Origin of the sequence: Sphingopyxis sp. (assembly GCF_041916015.1) — a bacterium.
GTDB lineage: Bacteria > Pseudomonadota > Alphaproteobacteria > Sphingomonadales > Sphingomonadaceae > Sphingopyxis.
Genome location: NZ_JAYSAH010000005.1, coordinates 1 through 18,308 on the forward strand (window position 1 = coordinate 1; position 18,308 = coordinate 18,308).

16 protein-coding genes are annotated in these 18,308 nt (G+C 64.8%); 4 read left to right on the forward strand and 12 right to left on the reverse strand.

Annotated elements, in window-relative coordinates; all coding sequences use genetic code 11:
- Window positions 1-128 precede the first annotated feature (128 nt).
- The 9 genes from ACE3SL_RS00410 to ACE3SL_RS00450 form a co-directional block, all read right to left on the reverse strand.
- The gene (locus tag ACE3SL_RS00410; protein WP_374523784.1) at window positions 129-500 is read right to left on the reverse strand and encodes a tRNA-binding protein; all 372 of its coding nucleotides are present in this window, start codon (window positions 498-500) and stop codon (window positions 129-131) included.
- A 109-nt stretch (window positions 501-609) separates the two neighbouring features.
- Complete coding sequence (locus tag ACE3SL_RS00415) at window positions 610-2,631, reverse strand: biotin carboxylase N-terminal domain-containing protein (RefSeq protein ID WP_374523785.1); 2,022 nt, start codon at window positions 2,629-2,631, stop codon at window positions 610-612.
- Window positions 2,632-2,753: 122 nt separating this feature from the next.
- A complete protein-coding gene (gene bioB / locus ACE3SL_RS00420; protein WP_374523786.1) occupies window positions 2,754-3,752 on the reverse strand; it encodes a biotin synthase BioB in 999 nt (332 codons plus the stop codon).
- Window positions 3,749-5,026, reverse strand: coding sequence for an O-acetylhomoserine aminocarboxypropyltransferase (locus tag ACE3SL_RS00425; RefSeq protein WP_374523787.1), 1,278 nt, complete (start codon window positions 5,024-5,026; stop codon window positions 3,749-3,751). The genes bioB and ACE3SL_RS00425 overlap by 4 nt, the downstream gene beginning before the upstream one ends.
- On the reverse strand, window positions 5,023-5,391 hold the full coding sequence (locus ACE3SL_RS00430) for a hypothetical protein (protein ID WP_374523788.1): 369 nt from the start codon (window positions 5,389-5,391) through the stop codon (window positions 5,023-5,025). Before ACE3SL_RS00430 ends, ACE3SL_RS00425 begins: the two co-directional genes overlap by 4 nt.
- The gene (gene scpA, locus ACE3SL_RS00435; RefSeq protein WP_374523789.1) at window positions 5,388-7,535 is read right to left on the reverse strand and encodes a methylmalonyl-CoA mutase; all 2,148 of its coding nucleotides are present in this window, start codon (window positions 7,533-7,535) and stop codon (window positions 5,388-5,390) included. The genes ACE3SL_RS00430 and scpA overlap by 4 nt, the downstream gene beginning before the upstream one ends.
- Window positions 7,536-7,739: 204 nt before the next feature.
- Window positions 7,740-8,180 (reverse strand): methylmalonyl-CoA epimerase, encoded by a 441-nt coding sequence (mce, locus tag ACE3SL_RS00440; RefSeq protein ID WP_374523790.1) that lies wholly within the window; start codon window positions 8,178-8,180, stop codon window positions 7,740-7,742.
- Window positions 8,177-8,437, reverse strand: coding sequence for a hypothetical protein (locus tag ACE3SL_RS00445; protein WP_374523791.1), 261 nt, complete (start codon window positions 8,435-8,437; stop codon window positions 8,177-8,179). The genes mce and ACE3SL_RS00445 overlap by 4 nt, the downstream gene beginning before the upstream one ends.
- Before the next feature lie 8 nt (window positions 8,438-8,445).
- Entirely contained in the window at window positions 8,446-9,978 is a 1,533-nt protein-coding gene (locus ACE3SL_RS00450) for an acyl-CoA carboxylase subunit beta (RefSeq protein ID WP_374523792.1), read from the reverse strand.
- 108 nt (window positions 9,979-10,086) lie between these two features.
- On the opposite strand from ACE3SL_RS00450, the gene ACE3SL_RS00455 reads away from it, so the two are divergent.
- On the forward strand, window positions 10,087-11,496 hold the full coding sequence (locus tag ACE3SL_RS00455; RefSeq protein WP_374523793.1) for a short-chain fatty acyl-CoA regulator family protein: 1,410 nt from the start codon (window positions 10,087-10,089) through the stop codon (window positions 11,494-11,496).
- Window positions 11,497-11,605: 109 nt separating this feature from the next.
- Here ACE3SL_RS00455 and ACE3SL_RS00460 read toward each other — a convergent pair whose 3' ends face one another.
- From ACE3SL_RS00460 to pgi, 3 genes are all read right to left on the reverse strand, one after another.
- Window positions 11,606-12,622 carry an NAD-dependent epimerase/dehydratase family protein gene (locus tag ACE3SL_RS00460; RefSeq protein ID WP_374523794.1) on the reverse strand — a complete coding sequence of 339 codons (1,017 nt, stop codon included), beginning with the start codon at window positions 12,620-12,622 and terminating at the stop codon, window positions 11,606-11,608.
- Window positions 12,623-12,680: 58 nt separating this feature from the next.
- Entirely contained in the window at window positions 12,681-14,027 is a 1,347-nt protein-coding gene (gene gor, locus ACE3SL_RS00465; protein WP_374523795.1) for a glutathione-disulfide reductase, read from the reverse strand.
- A 192-nt stretch (window positions 14,028-14,219) separates the two neighbouring features.
- Window positions 14,220-15,725, reverse strand: a complete 1,506-nt coding sequence (pgi, locus tag ACE3SL_RS00470) for a glucose-6-phosphate isomerase (RefSeq protein ID WP_374523796.1) — start codon at window positions 15,723-15,725, stop codon at window positions 14,220-14,222.
- Window positions 15,726-15,842: 117 nt separating this feature from the next.
- Between pgi and lepB the strand changes: the two genes are divergently transcribed.
- From lepB to era, 3 genes are read left to right on the forward strand one after another with little or no spacing between them, the layout of a single operon-like run.
- Window positions 15,843-16,736 carry a signal peptidase I gene (lepB, locus tag ACE3SL_RS00475; protein WP_374523797.1) on the forward strand — a complete coding sequence of 298 codons (894 nt, stop codon included), beginning with the start codon at window positions 15,843-15,845 and terminating at the stop codon, window positions 16,734-16,736.
- Window positions 16,733-17,416, forward strand: coding sequence for a ribonuclease III (gene rnc / locus ACE3SL_RS00480; RefSeq protein WP_374523798.1), 684 nt, complete (start codon window positions 16,733-16,735; stop codon window positions 17,414-17,416). Before lepB ends, rnc begins: the two co-directional genes overlap by 4 nt.
- Complete coding sequence (era, locus tag ACE3SL_RS00485; RefSeq protein WP_374523799.1) at window positions 17,413-18,306, forward strand: GTPase Era; 894 nt, start codon at window positions 17,413-17,415, stop codon at window positions 18,304-18,306. Before rnc ends, era begins: the two co-directional genes overlap by 4 nt.
- Window positions 18,307-18,308: the final 2 nt, after the last annotated feature.

Sequence of the window (18,308 nt, forward strand, 5' to 3'; positions counted from 1 at the left end):
CGTTCGTGTCGAGCGAAGTCGATACACGCTTGGGAAGCGCCAGCCTTCGCGTGTCTCGACTTCGCTCGACACGAACGGGAATAGAGGGCGGTCTGGAATCCACCCCAAACCGGGCACGCAATGCTCCGCTAGAACAGCCGCGATCCGTTCGGCACCGCGCGGTCGGGCGCGAAGAGGATCACTTCGCCGTCCTCGTCCGCAAAGCCCAATGTCAGCACTTCGGACATGAACTTGCCGATCTGGCGCGGCGGGAAGTTGACGACCGCAGCGACTTGCCGCCCCGGTAATTCCTCGAGCGCATAGCGCGACACGATCTGCGCGCTGCTCTTTTTCACACCGATCGTCGGACCGAAATCGATCTTCAGCTTGAACGCGGGCTTGCGGGCTTCGGGGAAGGGTTCGGCTTCGACGATCGTGCCGATGCGGATGTCGACGCGGAGAAAATCGTCGAAGGTGATGGCGTCCGCGGCGGGAGCATCGGCGTTGTGATTGAGGTGCATATCGGGATTCCGTCATTGCGAGCGAAGCGAAGCAATCCAGAGCGAGCTTACGCCACACTGGATTGCTTCGTCGCTTCGCTCCTCGCAATGACGAAATGAGAGAAAAGCGTCATTCCATCTCCAAAATCACCGCATCGACCGCCAGGCTGTCGCCCTGCGCGGCGTTGACCGTCTTCACCACGCCCGATTTTTCGGCGCGCAGGATATTCTCCATCTTCATCGCCTCGACCGTCGCGAGCGGCTGGCCTGCCTCGACCTTGTCGCCCTCGCCGACATGCAGCGCGACGAGCAGGCCCGGCATCGGGCAGATGAGGAATTTGGAGAGGTCGGGCGGGATCTTCTCGATCATGTGCGACGCGAGCGGCGCGACGTGCCACGGCAGCACGCGCACGTCGTGGATCGCGCCGCGCGTCGTCATCTTCCAGCCCGCGCGGGTCTTCGCGACCTTCACCGCCAGTTCGCTGCCGTCGATCTCCGCGATCACCAGCCGGTCGCCCGGCGTATATTCGAGCGCGATGTCGACCTTTTCGCCATCGACCTTGATATGCTTGTGGCCGAGCTTCACCTTGTGGCTCTCGCCGCCGATCGTCACCTGCCATTTGGCGGGCGGGTCGAGCCGGTCGCCGAGCTGGCCGTCGGTGCGCCGCGCGCGGTCGGCCTCGGCGCTCGCCATGAAGCCCGCGATCGCCGCGAGCGCGCGCGTCACCGCGGCGTCGGTCGGCGCGCCGTGGAACCCTTCGGGATATTCCTCGGCGATGAAGCCCGTCGTCAGCTCGCCCGAACGGAAGCGCGGGTGCTGCATGATCGCAGAGACGAAATCGATATTGTGGCCCAGCCCTTCGAGCTCGAAGCGGTCGAGCGCCGCAACCTGCAGGTCGGCCGCCTCGTCGCGCGTCTTGCCCCAGGTGATCAGCTTGGCGATCATCGGGTCGTAGAAGATCGACACCTCGCCGCCGTCATAGACACCGTCGTCGACGCGAACCCCGTCGACCCCGCGGCGGCCGTTCTCGGCGCCGTCGTCGGTCCAGCCCGGCACCGGCGGCTTGTAGCGCGTCAGCCGCCCGGTCGAGGGCAGGAAGCCGCGATAGGGGTCCTCGGCATAGACGCGGTTCTCGATCGACCAGCCGTCGATCCCGATGTCGTCCTGCGTCATCGCGAGTTTCTCGCCCGCCGCGACGCGGATCATCTGTTCGACCAGATCGATGCCGGTGATCGCTTCGGTCACCGGATGCTCGACCTGAAGCCGGGTGTTCATTTCGAGGAAGTAGAAGCTCTCGCCCGTCGGATCGGCGCCCGAGACGATCAGTTCGACCGTCCCCGCGCTGTAATAGCCGACCGCCTTCGACAGCGCGACGCACTGCTCGCCCATCGCTTTCCGCATCTTCTCGGTGACGAAGGGCGACGGCGCCTCCTCGACGACCTTCTGGTGGCGGCGCTGGATGCTGCATTCGCGCTCGTTCAAGTAGAGCGTGTTGCCGTGCTGGTCGCCGAGGATCTGGATCTCGATATGGCGCGGGTTGAGAATGAACTTCTCGATGAACACGCGATCGTCGCCGAAGCTGTTCAGCCCCTCGCGCTTGACGCTCTCGAAGCCTTCGCGGACGTCCTTTTCGTCATAGGCAAGGCGCATCCCCTTGCCGCCGCCGCCGGCGGACGCCTTCATCATCACCGGATAGCCGATCTCGTTGCTGATCTCGACCGCATGTTCGGTATCGCGGATTTCGCCGACGAAGCCGGGGACGACGTTGACGCCCGCTTCCTTGGCGAGCTTCTTCGACTCGATCTTGTCGCCCATCGCGGCGATCGCGTTCACCGGCGGGCCGATGAAGGCGATATTTTCCTTCGCCAATGCTTCGGCGAAGCTGGTGCGCTCCGACAGGAAGCCATAGCCCGGATGCACCGCCTCGGCGCCGGTCGCCTTGCAGGCTTCGATGATCTTGTCGGCGATCAGATAGGATTCGGACGCGGGCGACGGGCCGATATGCACCGCCTCGTCGGCCATCCGCACGAACGGCGCGCGCGCGTCGGCGTCCGAATAGACGGCGACGGTCGCAATGCCCATGCGGCGCGCGGTCTTGATGACGCGGCAGGCGATTTCGCCGCGATTGGCGATCAGGATTTTCTTGAACACTCTTTACTCCCCTCCCGCTTGCGGGAGGGGCCGGGGGAGGGCCTGTCCCGTTCGCGAAATTCGATATGGTTTCAGAGGGAACAGGCCCTCCCCTAACCCCTCCCGCAAGCGGGAGGGGAACTCTATTCCGCCGCCTCCATCCGCATCGGCTCTTCGCTCACCATCGGGACGATCCCCAGCTTCGCGAACAGCGCCGCATCGGCATTGTCGCCGCGGTTGCCGGTGGTGAGCAGCTTGTCGCCGGTGAAGATGCTGTTCGCGCCCGCCATGAAGCAGAGCGCCTGCGTCGCCTCGGACATACTCTCGCGGCCCGCCGACAGGCGGATCATCGATTTCGGCATGGTGATGCGCGCAACGGCGATGGTGCGGACGAACTCGATATCGTCGATCTTCGCGAGCGGGGTGTCGGCGAGCATGTCGCCGAGCACCGTGCCCTTCACCGGCACCAGCGCATTGATCGGCACGCTTCCCGGATGTTCGGGAAGCGTCGCGAGCGCGTGGATGAAACCGACGCGATCCTGCCGCGTTTCGCCCAGCCCGACGATGCCGCCCGAACAGACGTTGATTCCCGCATTGCGGACTTCCTCGAGCGTGTCGAGACGGTCCTGAAACGTCCGGGTCGAGATGATATTCTCGTAATTCTCCGGGCTCGTGTCGATATTATGGTTGTAATAGTCGAGCCCCGCGACCGCGAGCGTCTGCGCCTGTTCCTTGCTGAGCATCCCCAGCGTCATGCAGGTTTCCATGCCCATCTGGCGCACGCCCTCGATCATCTCGACGATCGCCGGCATGTCGCGGTCCTTGGGGTTGCGCCAGGCGGCGCCCATGCAGAAGCGCTTCGAGCCCGAATCCTTGGCCTCAGCCGCTGCCTGCAGCACCGCGCGGACGTCCATCAGCTTCGTGGCCTTGAGGCCGCTGTCGGCGTGCTTCGACTGCGAGCAATAGCCGCAATCCTCGACGCAGCCGCCCGTCTTGATGCTGAGCAAGGTGCAAAGCTGCACCTCACCGCGCGCGTGATGGCGGCGGTGGACGCCCTGCGCCTCCCACATCAGTTCGTCGAACGGCAGGTCGAACAGTTCGGCGATCTCCTCGCGCGTCCAGTCGTTGCGGGTCTCGGTCATGCGATGGCCTCCAATGCTTGCACCAGGTCGGCGATGATGTCGTCGATATGCTCGATGCCCACCGACACGCGCACGACGTCGGGGCCGGCGCCGGCCTCGACCAGTTCGGCTTCGGATAGCTGGCTGTGCGTCGTCGAGGCGGGATGGATGATCAGCGAGCGCGTGTCGCCGAGGTTGGCGAGATGGCTGAACAGCTTGACCGACGAGACGAGCCGGACCCCGGCGTCGTACCCGTCCTTGAGCCCGAAGGTGAACACCGCGCCGCCCTTGCCGCCCAGATATTTGTGCGCAAGCTCGTGATAGGGACTCTCGCGCAGCCCCGCATAGGATACCCAGCTCACCGCCGGATGCGCCTGAAGCCATTTGGCGAGCGCGATCGCATTGCTGCAATGCCGCTCCATACGCAGCGCCAGCGTTTCCATGCCGGTGAGCGCAAGGAAGGCGTTCATCGGTGCGAGCGCCGGGCCGAGATCGCGGAGGCCGAGCGTTCGCGCGGCGAGGATGAAGGCCAGCGGACCGAACGCCTCGGTGAATTTGAGGCCGTGATAGGAGGCATTGGGCTCGCTCAGCGTCGGATATTTGCCGCCCTTCGCCCAGTCGAAGCTGCCCGCATCGACGATCACCCCGCCGATCGCATTGCCATGACCGTTGAGGAATTTGGTCGTCGAATGAACGACGATATCGGCGCCATGCTCGATCGGGCGGCAGAGGATCGGGGTCGCCATCGTGTTGTCGACGATCAGCGGCACGCCCGCGTCGTGCGCAACCTTCGCGATCGCCTCGATATCCTGAACGACGCCGCCGGGATTGGCGAGGCTTTCGATGAACACCGCGCGGGTGTTTTCATTGATCGCGGCAGCGACATTGGCAGGATCGTCGGCATCGACGAAGCGCGTCGTCCACGCCATCTTGCGAAAGCTCTGCCCGAGCTGGTTGAGCGAGCCGCCGTAGAGCTTCTTCGCCGCGACGATCTCGCACCCCGGCTCCATCAGCGTGTGGAAAGCGAGGAACTGCGCGGCGTGACCCGACGCCACCGCCAGCGCCGCCTGCCCGCCTTCAAGCGCCGCGATCTTGCCCTCGAGCGCGCCGTTCGTCGGGTTCATGATCCGGGTGTAGATGTTCCCGAATTCCTGCAGATTGAACAGCCGCGCCGCGTGATCGACATCGTCGAACACGTAAGACGACGTTTGATAGATCGGCGTGATCCGCGCCTTGGTCGTCGGGTCGGGTGCGGTGCCCGCGTGGACGCTCAGCGTCTCGGGTTTCTGCGTCATTTGCCGAGCCCTTCCAGATAGAGTGCCAGGAACATGCCGACGCCCAGCGAAAGCGCGATGGGCGATACGATGCGGTAGAAATTCGGATTGAACCATTTGCCCGGCATTTTCCCGGTGCTTTGCTGGCGCACGATGGCGCCGGTTCCCGAAAAGGCCGACACGGCCGCAAGCCCGACGAACCCCACGACGGCATACATCTTGGTGGCCGCGGGCGCGGCCCCTTCCTGCTGCGAGATGGCAAGCACGCCGCCGAGCGTCAGGATCGACAGGGAGGTGAGATGCTTGAAATAATCATAGAGATAGGCGGCACCGTCATGCACCGGGGGCACGACCGCTACCTTGGCCTCGTCGATATCGTCGCTCACGCGGCATCCTCCAGCGGCGGCATATTGTGGCCGAGCAGGCGCAGCACGTCGGCGGCGCATTCGACCACGTTCGAGCCGGGGCCATAGATGCCCTGCACCCCCGCGTCGCGCAGATAATCATAGTCCTGCGGCGGAATGACGCCGCCCGCGATCACCTTGATGTCGGTGCGGCCGGCTTCGCGGAGCTTGGCGATGAGTTCGGGGATCAACGTCTTGTGCCCCGCAGCAAGGCTCGACGCACCGACGACATCGACGCCGCTGTCGAGCGCGAGCACGACGGTCTCCTCGGGCGTCTGGAACAGCGGCCCCGACACGACGTCGAAACCCATGTCGCCGAATGCCGAGGCGATGACGTTCGCGCCGCGGTCGTGGCCGTCCTGCCCCATCTTGGCGACGAGCAGCTTCGGTTTGCGGCCCATGCGGCGCTCGACCGCCTTCACCCCGTCAAGCACCTGCTGCCAGCGGCTGTCGCCTTCATAGGGTGCCGCATAGACGCCCTTCACCGGGGTCGGCCGGGTGCCGTAACGGTCGAAGCTTTCCTCCATCGCCGACGAAATCTCGCCGAGCGTCGCGCGGGCGCGAGCGGCCTCGACCGCATGCGCAAGAAGGTTATTCTCGATCGACTGCTCGCCCGCCGCAGCATCGCGCAGCGCCTTGAGCGCGGCCTGACAGGCCGCCTCGTCGCGGCTCGCCTTTACCCGATTGATCCGCGCGACCTGCGCCTCGCGGACCTTGGTGTTATCGACCTCGAGCGTTTCGAGCAGGTCCTCGTCCTTCAGGCGATATTTGTTCACCCCGACGATCACATCGTCGCTGCGGTCGACCCGCGCCTGCCGCGCCGCGGCGGCGGTCTCGATCATCGCCTTGGGCCAGCCCGCGGCGACGGCCTTCGCCATGCCGCCTTCCTTCTCGACGCGCTCGATGATCTCCCACGCCTTGTCGACCAGTTCCTGCGTCAGCGCCTCGACATAATAGGAGCCGCCGAGCGGATCGACGACCTTGGTCATCCCCGTCTCTTCCTGAATGACGATCTGCGTGTTGCGCGCGATGCGGGCCGAGAAGTCGGTCGGCAGCGCGATCGCTTCGTCGAGCGCGTTCGTGTGGAGGCTCTGCGTGCCGCCGAGCATCGCCGCCATCGCCTCGATCGTCGTGCGCATGACATTGTTGTAGGGGTCCTGCTCGGTGAGCGAGACGCCCGACGTCTGACAGTGGGTGCGCAGCATCTTGCTGCGTTCGTCCTTGGCGCCGAGGTTGGTCATCACGCGGTGCCACAGCACGCGCGCGGCGCGCAGCTTGGCGATCTCCATGAAGAAGTTCATGCCGATCGCGAAGAAGAAGCTCAGGCGGCCCGCGAACTTGTCGATGTCGAGCCCCGACGCGACGCCGTAGCGCACATATTCGGCGCCGTCGGCGATGGTGAAGGCCAGTTCCTGCACCTGCGTCGCGCCGGCTTCCTGCATATGATAGCCACTGATCGAGATGCTGTTGAACTTGGGCATCTCGCGGCTCGTGTAGCCGAAAATGTCCGAGATGATCCGCATCGAGGGTTCGGGCGGATAGATGTACGTATTGCGGACCATGAACTCCTTGAGGATGTCGTTCTGGATGGTCCCGTCGAGCAGCTTGCGCTCGACCCCCTGCTCCTCGCCCGCGACGATGAAGAAGGCGAGGATCGGGATCACCGCGCCGTTCATCGTCATGCTGACCGACATCTGATCGAGCGGGATGCCGTCGAAGAGGATTTTCATATCTTCGACGCTGTCGATCGCGACGCCCGCCTTGCCGACGTCACCGACGACACGCGGATGGTCGCTGTCATAGCCGCGGTGGGTGGCAAGGTCGAAGGCGACCGACAGCCCCTTCTGCCCGGCGGCTAGGTTGCGGCGATAGAAGGCGTTCGATTCCTCGGCGGTCGAGAAGCCCGCATATTGCCGGATCGTCCACGGCCGCCCCGCATACATCGACGCGCGCACCCCGCGCGTGAAGGGCGCGAAACCGGGCAGGCCGGGATCGGCGGTGACATCCTCGGCCGTATAGAGCGGCTTGACGTCGATCCCTTCGGGCGTGTGCCAGGTGAGGTCCTTGCCCTTCACTTCCTTCTCGGCGGCGGCCGCCCATTGGCCGAGGGTGGGTTTATCGGTCATAATTCGTCTCAGTCCCATTCCCCTCTCCCCTTGCGGGAGAGGGTTGCGAAAACTTGGCGGCTATGCCGCCTAGTTGAAGCTGGGTGAGGGGTATGCGGTTTCATCGAAACCGCGCGAGCTTCGCTCGCGACCCCTCATCCAACTGCGGCTAGCTCGCTTCGCTCACAAGCCTTCGTATCCTTCTCCCGCAAGGGGAGAAGGTCTTTAGTGCGCCCCTTTCGGCGTCTCCATAATCTCGGTCAGCACCCCGCCCATGTCGCGCGGATGGACAAAGAAGATGAGCGTCCCGTGCGCGCCGATCCGCGGTTCGCCCAGCACGCGCTTTCCTTGTCCCTCGAACTCCGCCTTGGCGGCATGGATGTCGGGCACTTCATAGCACATATGATGCTGCCCCCCCGCCGGGTTCTTCTCGAGGAAGCCCGCAATCGAGGTGTTGCCCGGCAACGGCTCGACCAGTTCGATCTGCGTGCCGTTGAGCGCGCCATCGGCGCCCGGTGTATCGACGAAACACACCTTCACGCCTTGATCGGGCAGATCGAACGGCTCGTGAATGTTCGTCGCGCCCATCACGTCGCGGTAAAAAACGATGCTGTCGGCGATGGACGGCGTTGCGACGCCGATGTGGTTGAGGCGGCCCAGTTTCATAGTGCTTTCACAATCCATCCAATTGTCACGGCAATTCCAAACATTACGAACAAGAAGCCCAACAGAGACATGAAACGATTGAATTTACAGGCAAGCGCAAATGCAGTCGGGTGAGTTTCGCGCCGGAGCAGATAGCCTAGTCCGTTATTGATTTCCCCGACATCGTCCCATCGTTTCACCATCCGCAGACAGCCCCTTGCGAGAAACCATGCAGCAAGCGTCCAGATTGCAGAAAATGCGGCCCAAGTCAGTTCCATCACCAATCCTACAGTGGAATATTGTCGTGCTTCTTCCACGGATTTTCCAACTGCTTGTTCCTGAGCTTCCGTAGCCCCAGCGCGATCCGCCGCCGCGTCGAGTGCGGGTAGATCACCTCGTCGATATACCCCCGCTGCGCCGCGACGAACGGGTTCGCGAAACGGTCTTCATATTCCTTCGTGCGCTCGGCGATCTTTTCGGGGTCGCCGATGTCGCTGCGGAAGATGATCTCCACCGCGCCCTTCGCGCCCATCACCGCGATCTCGGCGGTCGGCCACGCATAGTTCAAATCGCCGCGCAGATGCTTCGACGCCATCACGTCATAGGCGCCGCCATAGGCCTTGCGCGTGATCACCGTGATCTTGGGCACCGTCGCCTCGGCATAGGCGAAGAGCAGTTTCGCGCCATGCTTGATGATGCCGTTATATTCCTGCGCGGTGCCGGGGAGGAAGCCGGGAACATCGACGAAGGTGACGATCGGAATCTCGAACGCATCGCAGAAGCGGACGAAGCGCGCCGCCTTCTTCGACGAGTTGATGTCGAGCACGCCCGCGAGCACGAGCGGCTGGTTCGCGACGATGCCGACCGTGCGCCCCTCGATGCGCCCGAAGCCGCAGATGATGTTGCCCGCATGCGCCGGCTGCACCTCGAAGAAATCGCCCTCGTCGACCGTCTTGCGAATGAGCTCGTGCATGTCATAGGGCTGGTTCGCGTTGGGCGGGATCAGCGTGTCGAGGCTCGACTCCTCGCGGTCGTAGGGATCGCTGGTCGGGCGAACCGGGACGCCGCTGCGGTTGTTCTCGGGCAGATAGTCGAAGAAATCGCGCGCCGCGAGCAACGCCTCGATATCATTCTCGAGCGCGAGGTCGGCGACCGAGCTCTTGGTCGTGTGGGTGATGGCGCCGCCGAGCTCCTCCTGCGTCACCACCTCGTTGGTCACCGTCTTGACGACATCGGGGCCGGTGACGAACATGTAGCTGCTGTCCTTCACCATGAAGATGAAGTCGGTCATCGCGGGCGAATAGACCGCCCCGCCAGCGCACGGCCCCATGATCAGCGAAATCTGCGGCACCACGCCGCTCGCGAGGACGTTGCGCTGGAACACCTCGGCATAGCCGCCCAGCGACGCGACGCCCTCCTGAATGCGCGCGCCGCCCGAGTCATTGAGCCCGATCACCGGCGCGCCCGCGAGCATCGCCTTGTCCATGATCTTGCAGATCTTCTCGGCATGACGCTTCGACAGCGATCCGCCGAAGACGGTAAAATCCTGGCTGAAGACATAGACGAGGCGGCCGTTGATCGTGCCCGATCCGGTGACGACGCCGTCGCCCGGCACCTTCTGGTCCTGCATCCCGAAATCGACGCAATCATGCTCGACATAGGTGTCGAGTTCCTCGAAGCTCCCCTCGTCGAGCAGCACGAGCAGCCGCTCGCGCGCGGTCAGCTTGCCCTTGGCGTGCTGCGCATCGATGCGCTTCTGACCGCCCCCCAAAGCTGCTGCGGCGCGGCGGGCTTCCATTTCGGCGATATTGGCGGACATGCGGCTCTCCGGTTGATCCTGAAACTGCCATCTGCCCCTGCATACGCCATTATGCAAATGTGAATTTGCAAAGTTGCAAAGTCGATATTTGCAAACTAGTTTGCGGGCATGCTGCCGCGTCGCCTCTTCGCTGGACGCCAACTTCGCGCGCTGCGCGAAGCTCGCGCGATTCGTCAGGCCGACTTCGCCGCCCGCCTCGGCATCTCGGCCTCCTATCTCAGCCAGATCGAACATGACGACCGCCCGCTGACCCCTGCGCTGCTCGACCGGCTGCAAAAGCTGTTCCCGCTCGAATGGGAGGAAGTCGCCGCCGAAGCGGGCGATCGCCGCGCGGGCGCCTTGCGCGAAGCCGCGGCAGATCCCTTGTTCGCCGCCGCGCCGCTGGCCCCCGAACAACTCGAACGCGCGGCGCTCCAGCAGCCGCAACTCGCCGACCAGTTCGTCGCGCTCCACGCCGCCTATCGCCGCGCGGGGCAGCGGTTACAGATCATCGACGAGGCGCTGACCGGCGGCACCGCCGAGGGCAGCCGCCTGCCGTGGGAGGAGGTGCGCGACTGGTTCCACGATGCAGGCAATTACGTCGACAGCATCGACCGCGCGGCCGAAACGCTGGCGGGTCAGCTTCGCGGCCGCGAACCCTCGCCCGCGATCGAGACGATCGAGCGGCGGCTGCGCGACGCGCTCGGCATCTCGATCGTCTACAATCAGGCGCAGGCGCTGCGCGAATTCGACGCGACGATGCGGCACCTCGTCATCGATCCGGCGCAGCCGCCCGAGAGCCGCCGTTTTCAGCTCGCGCACCAGCTCGCCGCGCTCGCGCTCGCGAACGAGATCGCGGCGGTGGTCGAGGCCTCGCCGCTTCGGACCGCAGCGGCTCGCCAGCTTCTCCACGTCGGGCTCGCCAATTACGCCGCGGGCGCGGTGCTGATGCCCTATGGCCCGTTCCGCGCCAGCGCCCGCGCGGTGCGCCACGACATCGACCGGCTGCGGCTCGACTATGGTGTGAGCTTCGAGCAGGCGTGTCACCGCCTCTCGACGCTCCAGCGGCCCGGCGCGCGCGGCATTCCGATGTTCTTCTGCCGGGTCGATATGGCGGGCAATATCACCAAGCGGCACAGCGCAACGCGCCTGCAATTCGCGCGCTTCGGGGGCGCCTGTCCGTTGTGGGTCGTCCACGAAGCGGCGGCGATCCCCGACCGCATCCTCTTCCAGCTTGCCGAGACGCCCGATGGCCTGCGCTATGTGTCGATGGCGAAGGGGCTGGTAAAGCCCTCGGGCAGCTATGCGCGGTCGCCGCGCCGCTATGCCGTCGCGCTGGGGTGCGAGGCGCAATATGCCGCCGACTTCGTTTATGCCGACGGGGTCGATGTCGCCGCGCCACAGGCGGCTGCGCGCATCGGCCTGTCGTGCCGCATCTGCCCGCGCGACGACTGCGACCAGCGCGCCTTTCCGCCGAGCGACCGCCCGATCCTGGTCGACCCGGACCGGCGCGGGGTCGTGCCGTACCGGATCGGATAGCTAAACGTCATTGCGAGCGGAGCGAAGCAATCTCCAGCTATCGGCCTTGCGCAAGACCGATAGCTGGAGATTGCTTCGTCGCTTACGCTCCTCGCAATGACGAAGTTGTTCACGCCTTCACGATCCTCCGCTCGATCAGGCTGTGTGCGGTCGCAAGGATTGCTTCTTCGGGCGGACGCAGCGTCCAGCCGAGCGTTTCCATCGCATGGCGGCTGTCGCCGCCGCGAACATTGCCGAGTTCGGCGACGAGTTGTTTCAGTTCAGGCCGCACCAGCGCAAACAGCTTGAGCAACCAGTCGGGCATCTTGCGCGTCGGCACCTTCTTTGCCTGCCCGCCAAGGTTCGCGGTGAGGATGTTCGCAACGTCGATCATCTTCAGGAACGGCCCCGAGCAGACATAGCGCTCGTCGTGGATGCCCGGCGCGGTCAGCGCGCGATAATGGAGGTCGGCGACATCGCGCACGTCGATGATGCCGAAGCCGATGTCGGGGCACATCGGCACCTTGCCCTCCAGCAACTGCTTCACCAGCTCGATCGAGGTCGACAGGTCGTCGGACAGCAGCGGCCCGAACACTGCGGCGGGATTGACCGACGCGAATTCCATATCGCCGCCCTCCGCCGCGACCCAGTCGCGCGCTGCGCGTTCGGCGACCGTCTTGGAGCGCGGGTATGGCATTACGCCGGGATTATCGAGATTGGTCCAGTCGGCCTCGCTGTATATGCCGCCGCCATCGCCATGGCCATAAGCGATCGCCGCCATCGACGAGGTGAGAACGAAGCGCTTCACCCCCGCGCCTTTGGCAAAGCGCAAGGCGCGGAGCGCGCCCTCCCGCGCGGGAACGACCAGCTCGTCCGGATGCTTCGGTACGCCCAGCGGAAAGGGCGAAGCGACATGCGCGACATGGCCGCACCCCGCCATCGCCTCGGCCCAGCCGGCGTCGTTTTCGAGGTCGGCGGCGAAGAAGCGGAGCCTGGCGTCATCGACGTTCAGCCAGCCGCGCACTTCGCTTTCGCGCTTGAGGCTGCGGACCGTCGTGTTCACCGTCCAGCCGTTATCGATCAGCTGCCGGATCAGGAAGCCCGCGATATAACCGCTGCCTCCCGTGACCAATGCCGTGCCCGCCATGCGCCCCTCCCTTGCCTATGGCGAAGAGAATAGCGCATGAAGGTTGCAGGCCGAAACCTTATTTCATCAACACCAACTCTTCGGCCATGCTCGGATGCAAGGCCACGGTCGCATCGAAATCGGCCTTGGTCAGCCCCGCCTTCACCGCGATCGCCGCGGCCTGCAAAATCTCCGGTGAATCCGGCCCGATCATGTGCAGGCCTACGACCTGATCGGTCGCGGCATTGACGATCATCTTGTAGAGCGCGCGTTCGTTGCGCCCGGCGAGGACGTTCTTCATCGCGCGGAAATCGCTGGTGTAGACGCGGATCGAGCCGAGCTTGTTGCGCGCCTCGGCCTCGGTCATCCCGACCGCGCCGATCGGCGGATGGCTGAACACCGCGCTCGGAACATTCCGGTAATCGACCACGGTCGGCTTGCCGCCGAACACCGAGTCCGCGAACGCCTGTCCCTCGCGGATCGCGACCGGCGTGAGCTGGATGCGGTTGGTGACGTCGCCAACAGCGTAGATGCTGGGCACCGACGACCGGTTGTCGTCGCCGACCTTGATCGCCCCCTGCGCGTCGAGTTCGACGCCGATTTCCGCGAGGCCGAGCCCCTTGATGTTGGGCACGCGGCCGGCGGCGACGAGCACCGCATCGGCGACGATCGGCTCGCAATTTTCAAGGTGGACGGTCAGCGAGCCGTCGTCATTCTTCGCGATCGACTTGAACGGTGCGTTGAACTTGAAATCGATGCCCTTGGTCATCGAAATCTGGAGCAGCCGGTCGCGAATCTGCTCGTCATAGCCGCGCAGGATCGTGTCGCCGCGGTTGACGATCGTCACCTTGCTGCCGAATTCGTTGAAGATGCCGGCGAACTCGTTGGCGATATAACCGCCGCCCGCGATCACGATCCGCTTCGGCAGCGCATCGAGATGGAAGACCTCGTTCGAGGTGATCGCATATTCGCTGCCCGGAAATTCGGGAACGTGCGGCCAGCCGCCGGTCGCGATCAAAATGCGTTCGGCACTCAGTTCCTGCCCGTCGGCGAGCCGTACCTTCTGCGGGCCGATGACGGTCGCGCGGGTGCGGAAAACGGTGACCTTGTGGCTGTCGAGCGTCTGCCCGTAAAGCCCTTCGAGCCGGTCGACCTCGGCGAGCACATTGTCGCGCAGCACGTTCCAGTCGAACCGGCAATCGGGAACGTCCCAGCCGAACTTGCGCGCGTCGTGGATATCCTCGGCGAAATGGGCGCCATAGACGAGCAGCTTCTTGGGAACGCAGCCACGGATGACGCAGGTTCCGCCGACCCGATACTCCTCCGCCACCGCGACGCGCGCGCCGTGCGAGGCCGCGACGCGCGAGGCGCGCACGCCGCCCGAACCGGCGCCGATGACGAAGAGATCATAGTCGAAATCGCTCATGGATTACCCCTGATATAGACAGGCCGCTATTGGCAACGGCCGTCCATGTGGTTACGCGATAATAGCTTGCCAATCGAATTTTGCGCTTAGAGCCATCGGGTTCGTCATTGCGAGCGGAGCGAAGCAATCCAGGGCGGTTTACGCACACTCTGGATTGCCGCGCGGCTTCGCCGCTCGCAATGACGAAGGATATCATTCCCCCAACGCCGCCTGCATCAGCGCCTGCGTCGCCGGATCGAAGATAACCGTTCCTTCGGCGAGCCCTTTCGCCATTTCCTTGCCGAGTTCGACCCCGAACTGGTCGAACGGGTTGATGCCGAGCAGCACCGCATTCGCGAAGACGCGATGCTCGTAGAAGGCGATCAGCGCGCCGAGGCTGCGCGGGCTCACCTGATCGAGCAATATCGTCGTCGAAGGGCGATTGCCCGGATAGGCGCGCGCGCCATCCTCGCTGGTTCGCCCCGTCATCAGCGCGGCGCCCTGCGCGATGCAGTTGGCGACGAGCGTATCGTGATGCGCGTCGTCGAGCAGATGATCGGGCTCACGCGCGACGACGAACTCGACCGGGGTCAGATGCGTGCCCTGATGGAGGAGCTGGAACACCGCATGCTGCGCATCGGTGCCGACGCCGCCCCAGGTGATCGCGGCGCTCTGGTGGCCGAGCGGCGCGCCGTCGAGCGTCACCGACTTGCCGTTCGATTCCATTTCGAGTTGCTGAAGATAGGAAGGCAGCAGCCGCAGCCTTTCATCATAGGCGAAGACCGCGCGCGTCTGGCAGTCGAGGCGGTTGGCATAAAGCTGATCGACGAAGGCGGCGAGCAGACAGATATTGTCGGCGCCGTCGGCAAGGCGGAAATGCCGGTCCATCTCGGCCGCGCCTTCGAGCAGGTCGGCGAAGGCATCCCAGCCGAGCGCGAGCGCAGCGGGAAAGCCGATCGACGACCAGAGCGAATAGCGGCCGCCGACCGTTTCGCTGAACGGCAGGATGCGCGTCTCGTCGATCCCCCATTCCATCGCCTTGGCGGGGTTCGCGGTCAGCGCGATGAAGCGGCCGAGCGGATCGTCGACACCGGCCTCGCCCAGCCATTGCAGCGCCGAATTGGCGTTGAGCAAGGTCTCGGTCGTCGTGAAGGTCTTCGATGCGACCGCGACAAGCGTGTATTGAGGATCGAACTTTGCGAACGCCTCGGCCAGCGCCGCGCCGTCGACGTTCGAGACCACCGCGACGTCATAGCGTTCGCTGTGTCGCCCGAGCGCATCGACGAGCAGGTCGGGGCCGAGCGCCGATCCGCCGATGCCGATGTGGAGCAAATGGCGGATTTCGCCGAACGCGCCGGCCTCGATCGCATCGACCATCATCCGCATCCGCTGGTGCAGCGCCTGCGCGATATGCACGGATTCGGGCGCCCCCTCGCCGCGCTCGGCGCTATGCTCGGCGGCGCGGCCCTCGGTCGGATTGGCGATCCCGCCCGAGAAGAGCGTCTTGCGGCGATCGACGAAGCCTTGTGCATCGGCAAGTCCCGACAGGATCGCCAGTGCTTCACCGTCGAGATGCGTCTTCGCGAAATCGAAGCGGATGTCGGCAACGTTGCGGACGAGTATCTGAAGCCGCGCGTCCGGATCGGCGGCGACGAGATCGGTCAGCTTTTGCGGCTGCCAGGCGGAGAGCGCTTGCCACGCTTCGGAGGGAGCGGTCATTTGATTTTTCCTTATGTCCTTGATCGGGACTTTCATAAGCCCGCGACCGCCCTCGCGCCAGCGCCATCCGCCGATATTCGCTTGACGTGCAGACCTATTCGTCGCCAATGCGCGGAGATGACCAACGCCAGCATTACCGCCGAAAACGCCCCCGCCGACGATCCCCGTCCGGTCAAGCCCGAACCGACCCCCGTATCGGCGAAGGAAGAGGCGGTCGATACGATCCGTTTTCTCGCATTGCTCGCGGTCGCGGTGTTGATTTTCCGCAGCTTTTTCCTGTCGCCTTTCAATATTCCGTCGGAATCGATGCAGCCGCGGCTGCTGATCGGCGACTATCTGCTCGTGAACAAGATGGCCTATGGCTATTCGAAATACAGCCTGCCGTTCAGCGTGCCGCTGATCCCGGGCCGCATTTTCGCACGCACGCCCGAGCGCGGCGACGTCGTCGTGTTCAAGGCGCCGCCGGTCAACGACAATGACTATATCAAGCGCGTGATCGGCCTTCCCGGCGACACGATCCAGCTGAAGGACGGCATCGTCTGGCTGAACGGCAAACCGCTGAAGCGCGAGCCGATGGCCGATTTCGTCATCCCGGTGACGCAGAACATGATCGACGCCTCGCGGCAGACCGGCACCCTTCCCTGCTACGCCCCGCAGTTCGAGGAAGTGAGTGCGGCGGGCGAGCGCCAGTGCCGCTACAAGCAGTTCCGCGAAACGCTGCCGAGCGGCAAGAGCTATGCGATCCTCGACATCACGACGATCCCGCAGGACAACACCTCGCCGATCACCGTCCCCGAAGGCCATTTGTTCCTGATGGGCGACAACCGCGACCGCAGCGCCGACAGCCGCTTCCCGGCAGAGGAAAATGGCGGCATCGGGCTGGTTCCCGAAAAGAACCTCGTCGGCCACGCCCTCGTCGGCATGTTCTCGACCGACGGATCGGCGAGCTGGTTCAACCCGATCAGCTGGTTCACCGCGGCACGCTGGAGCCGCATCGGGGAAGGCTTTTGAGCGAACGCGTCTCCGCGGCGACGATCGCGGCGATCACCGGCGCCGACCCCCGCGACCTTGGCCTCTATCACGAGGCGCTGACCCACGGCAGCAGCGGGGCTGGCGACTATCAGCGGCTCGAATTTCTCGGCGACCGGGTGCTCGGCCTCGTCATCGCGTCGGAACTCTTCCGCCGCTTCCCAAAGGCGGCCGAGGGCGAGCTGTCGTCGCGGCTCCATGCGCTCGCCTCGGGCGAGACCTGCGCGCGGATCGCGCAGGCGCTCGACCTCAACGCGCATGTCCATTTCGGCAGCCAGGCGATCGGCGACGGCGGGCGGTATAGCGACAATATCGCCGCCGACGTGCTCGAGGCGCTGATCGGCGCGCTGTGGCTCGACCTTGGCGAGGAGGCGGCGCGCGCGTTCATCGTCGCCAGATGGGGCGACATGATCGAGGGTCAGGTCGCGGCGCCGAAGCACCCGAAGGCCGCGCTCCAGGAATGGGCGCTCGCCCGCAAGCGCAAGCCCCCCGAATATCGCCTCGTCCGCCGCGAAGGCCCCGACCATGCCCCGCGCTTCCGCGTCGCGGTCGCGATCGGCAAGCTCGCCGAGGCCGAGGGCGAAGGCGCGTCGAAGCAGGCAGCCGAGAAAGCGGCCGCCACGGCGCTGCTCGACATCGTGACACAGGAAGAAAAGAAATGACCCAGCGCTGCGGTTTCGTGGCCGTCGTCGGCGCGCCGAACGCCGGCAAATCGACCCTCGTCAACGCGCTCGTCGGCCAGAAGGTCGCGATCGTCAGCCCCAAGGCACAGACGACGCGCACCCGGCTGATGGGCGTCGCGATGGAAGGCCACGCGCAGATCGTCCTGATCGACACGCCGGGCATCTTCGCGCCCACGCGCCGGCTCGACCGCGCGATGGTCGCCGCCGCCTGGGGCAGCCTCGAGGAGGCCGAGGCGATCCTCGTCATGGTCGATGCCGCCGCCAAGCTGACGGGCCGCGTCGAGCGCGTTCTGGAGGGCGTCGCGAACCGGCCCGAGAAGAAATATCTCGTCCTCAACAAGGTCGACCTGACGAAGAAGGACAAGCTGCTCACCATCGCGACCGAATTGAATTCGCGGCTCGCGTTCGACGAAACCTTCTTCATCGCGGCGAGCAGCGGCGACGGCGTGCCCGAACTCAAGGCGCATCTCGCGGCATTGATGCCGGAGGGACCGTGGCACTTCCCCGAGGACGAGGTCAGCGACGCGCCCGAACGTATGCTCGCCGCCGAAATCACCCGCGAGCAGCTTTACCGCCAGCTCCACGAGGAGCTCCCCTATCAATCGACCGTCGAGACCGAGCTGTTCAAGACGCGCCCCGACGGCAGCGCCGAGATTCACCAGCAAATCTATGTCGCGCGCGACAACCAGCGCGCGATCGTGCTCGGCAAGGGCGGCAGCCGGATCAAGGAAATCGGCGCGAAGGCGCGGGCCGAATTGGCCGAGTTGATGGGCCGGAAGGTCCATCTATTCCTGCACGTGAAGGTCAAGGAAAACTGGGACGAGGACCGCGGCGTCTATCGCGACATGGGCCTCGACTGGGTCGATTGAGG

Excerpts from the sequence above, each read along its gene's own strand:
- ACE3SL_RS00410 (WP_374523784.1), bottom strand. The coding sequence starts at position 500 with ATGCACCTCAATCACAACGCCGATGCTCCCGCCGCGGACGCCATCACC.
- bioB (WP_374523786.1), bottom strand. The coding sequence starts at position 3,752 with ATGACCGAGACCCGCAACGACTGGACGCGCGAGGAGATCGCCGAACTG.
- ACE3SL_RS00425 (WP_374523787.1), bottom strand. The coding sequence starts at position 5,026 with ATGACGCAGAAACCCGAGACGCTGAGCGTCCACGCGGGCACCGCACCC.
- scpA (WP_374523789.1), bottom strand. The coding sequence starts at position 7,535 with ATGACCGATAAACCCACCCTCGGCCAATGGGCGGCCGCCGCCGAGAAG.
- mce (WP_374523790.1), bottom strand. The coding sequence starts at position 8,180 with ATGAAACTGGGCCGCCTCAACCACATCGGCGTCGCAACGCCGTCCATC.
- ACE3SL_RS00445 (WP_374523791.1), bottom strand. The coding sequence starts at position 8,437 with ATGGAACTGACTTGGGCCGCATTTTCTGCAATCTGGACGCTTGCTGCA.
- ACE3SL_RS00450 (WP_374523792.1), bottom strand. The coding sequence starts at position 9,978 with ATGTCCGCCAATATCGCCGAAATGGAAGCCCGCCGCGCCGCAGCAGCT.
- ACE3SL_RS00455 (WP_374523793.1), top strand. The coding sequence starts at position 10,087 with ATGCTGCCGCGTCGCCTCTTCGCTGGACGCCAACTTCGCGCGCTGCGC.
- ACE3SL_RS00460 (WP_374523794.1), bottom strand. The coding sequence starts at position 12,622 with ATGGCGGGCACGGCATTGGTCACGGGAGGCAGCGGTTATATCGCGGGC.
- gor (WP_374523795.1), bottom strand. The coding sequence starts at position 14,027 with ATGAGCGATTTCGACTATGATCTCTTCGTCATCGGCGCCGGTTCGGGC.
- pgi (WP_374523796.1), bottom strand. The coding sequence starts at position 15,725 with ATGACCGCTCCCTCCGAAGCGTGGCAAGCGCTCTCCGCCTGGCAGCCG.
- lepB (WP_374523797.1), top strand. The coding sequence starts at position 15,843 with ATGACCAACGCCAGCATTACCGCCGAAAACGCCCCCGCCGACGATCCC.
- era (WP_374523799.1), top strand. The coding sequence starts at position 17,413 with ATGACCCAGCGCTGCGGTTTCGTGGCCGTCGTCGGCGCGCCGAACGCC.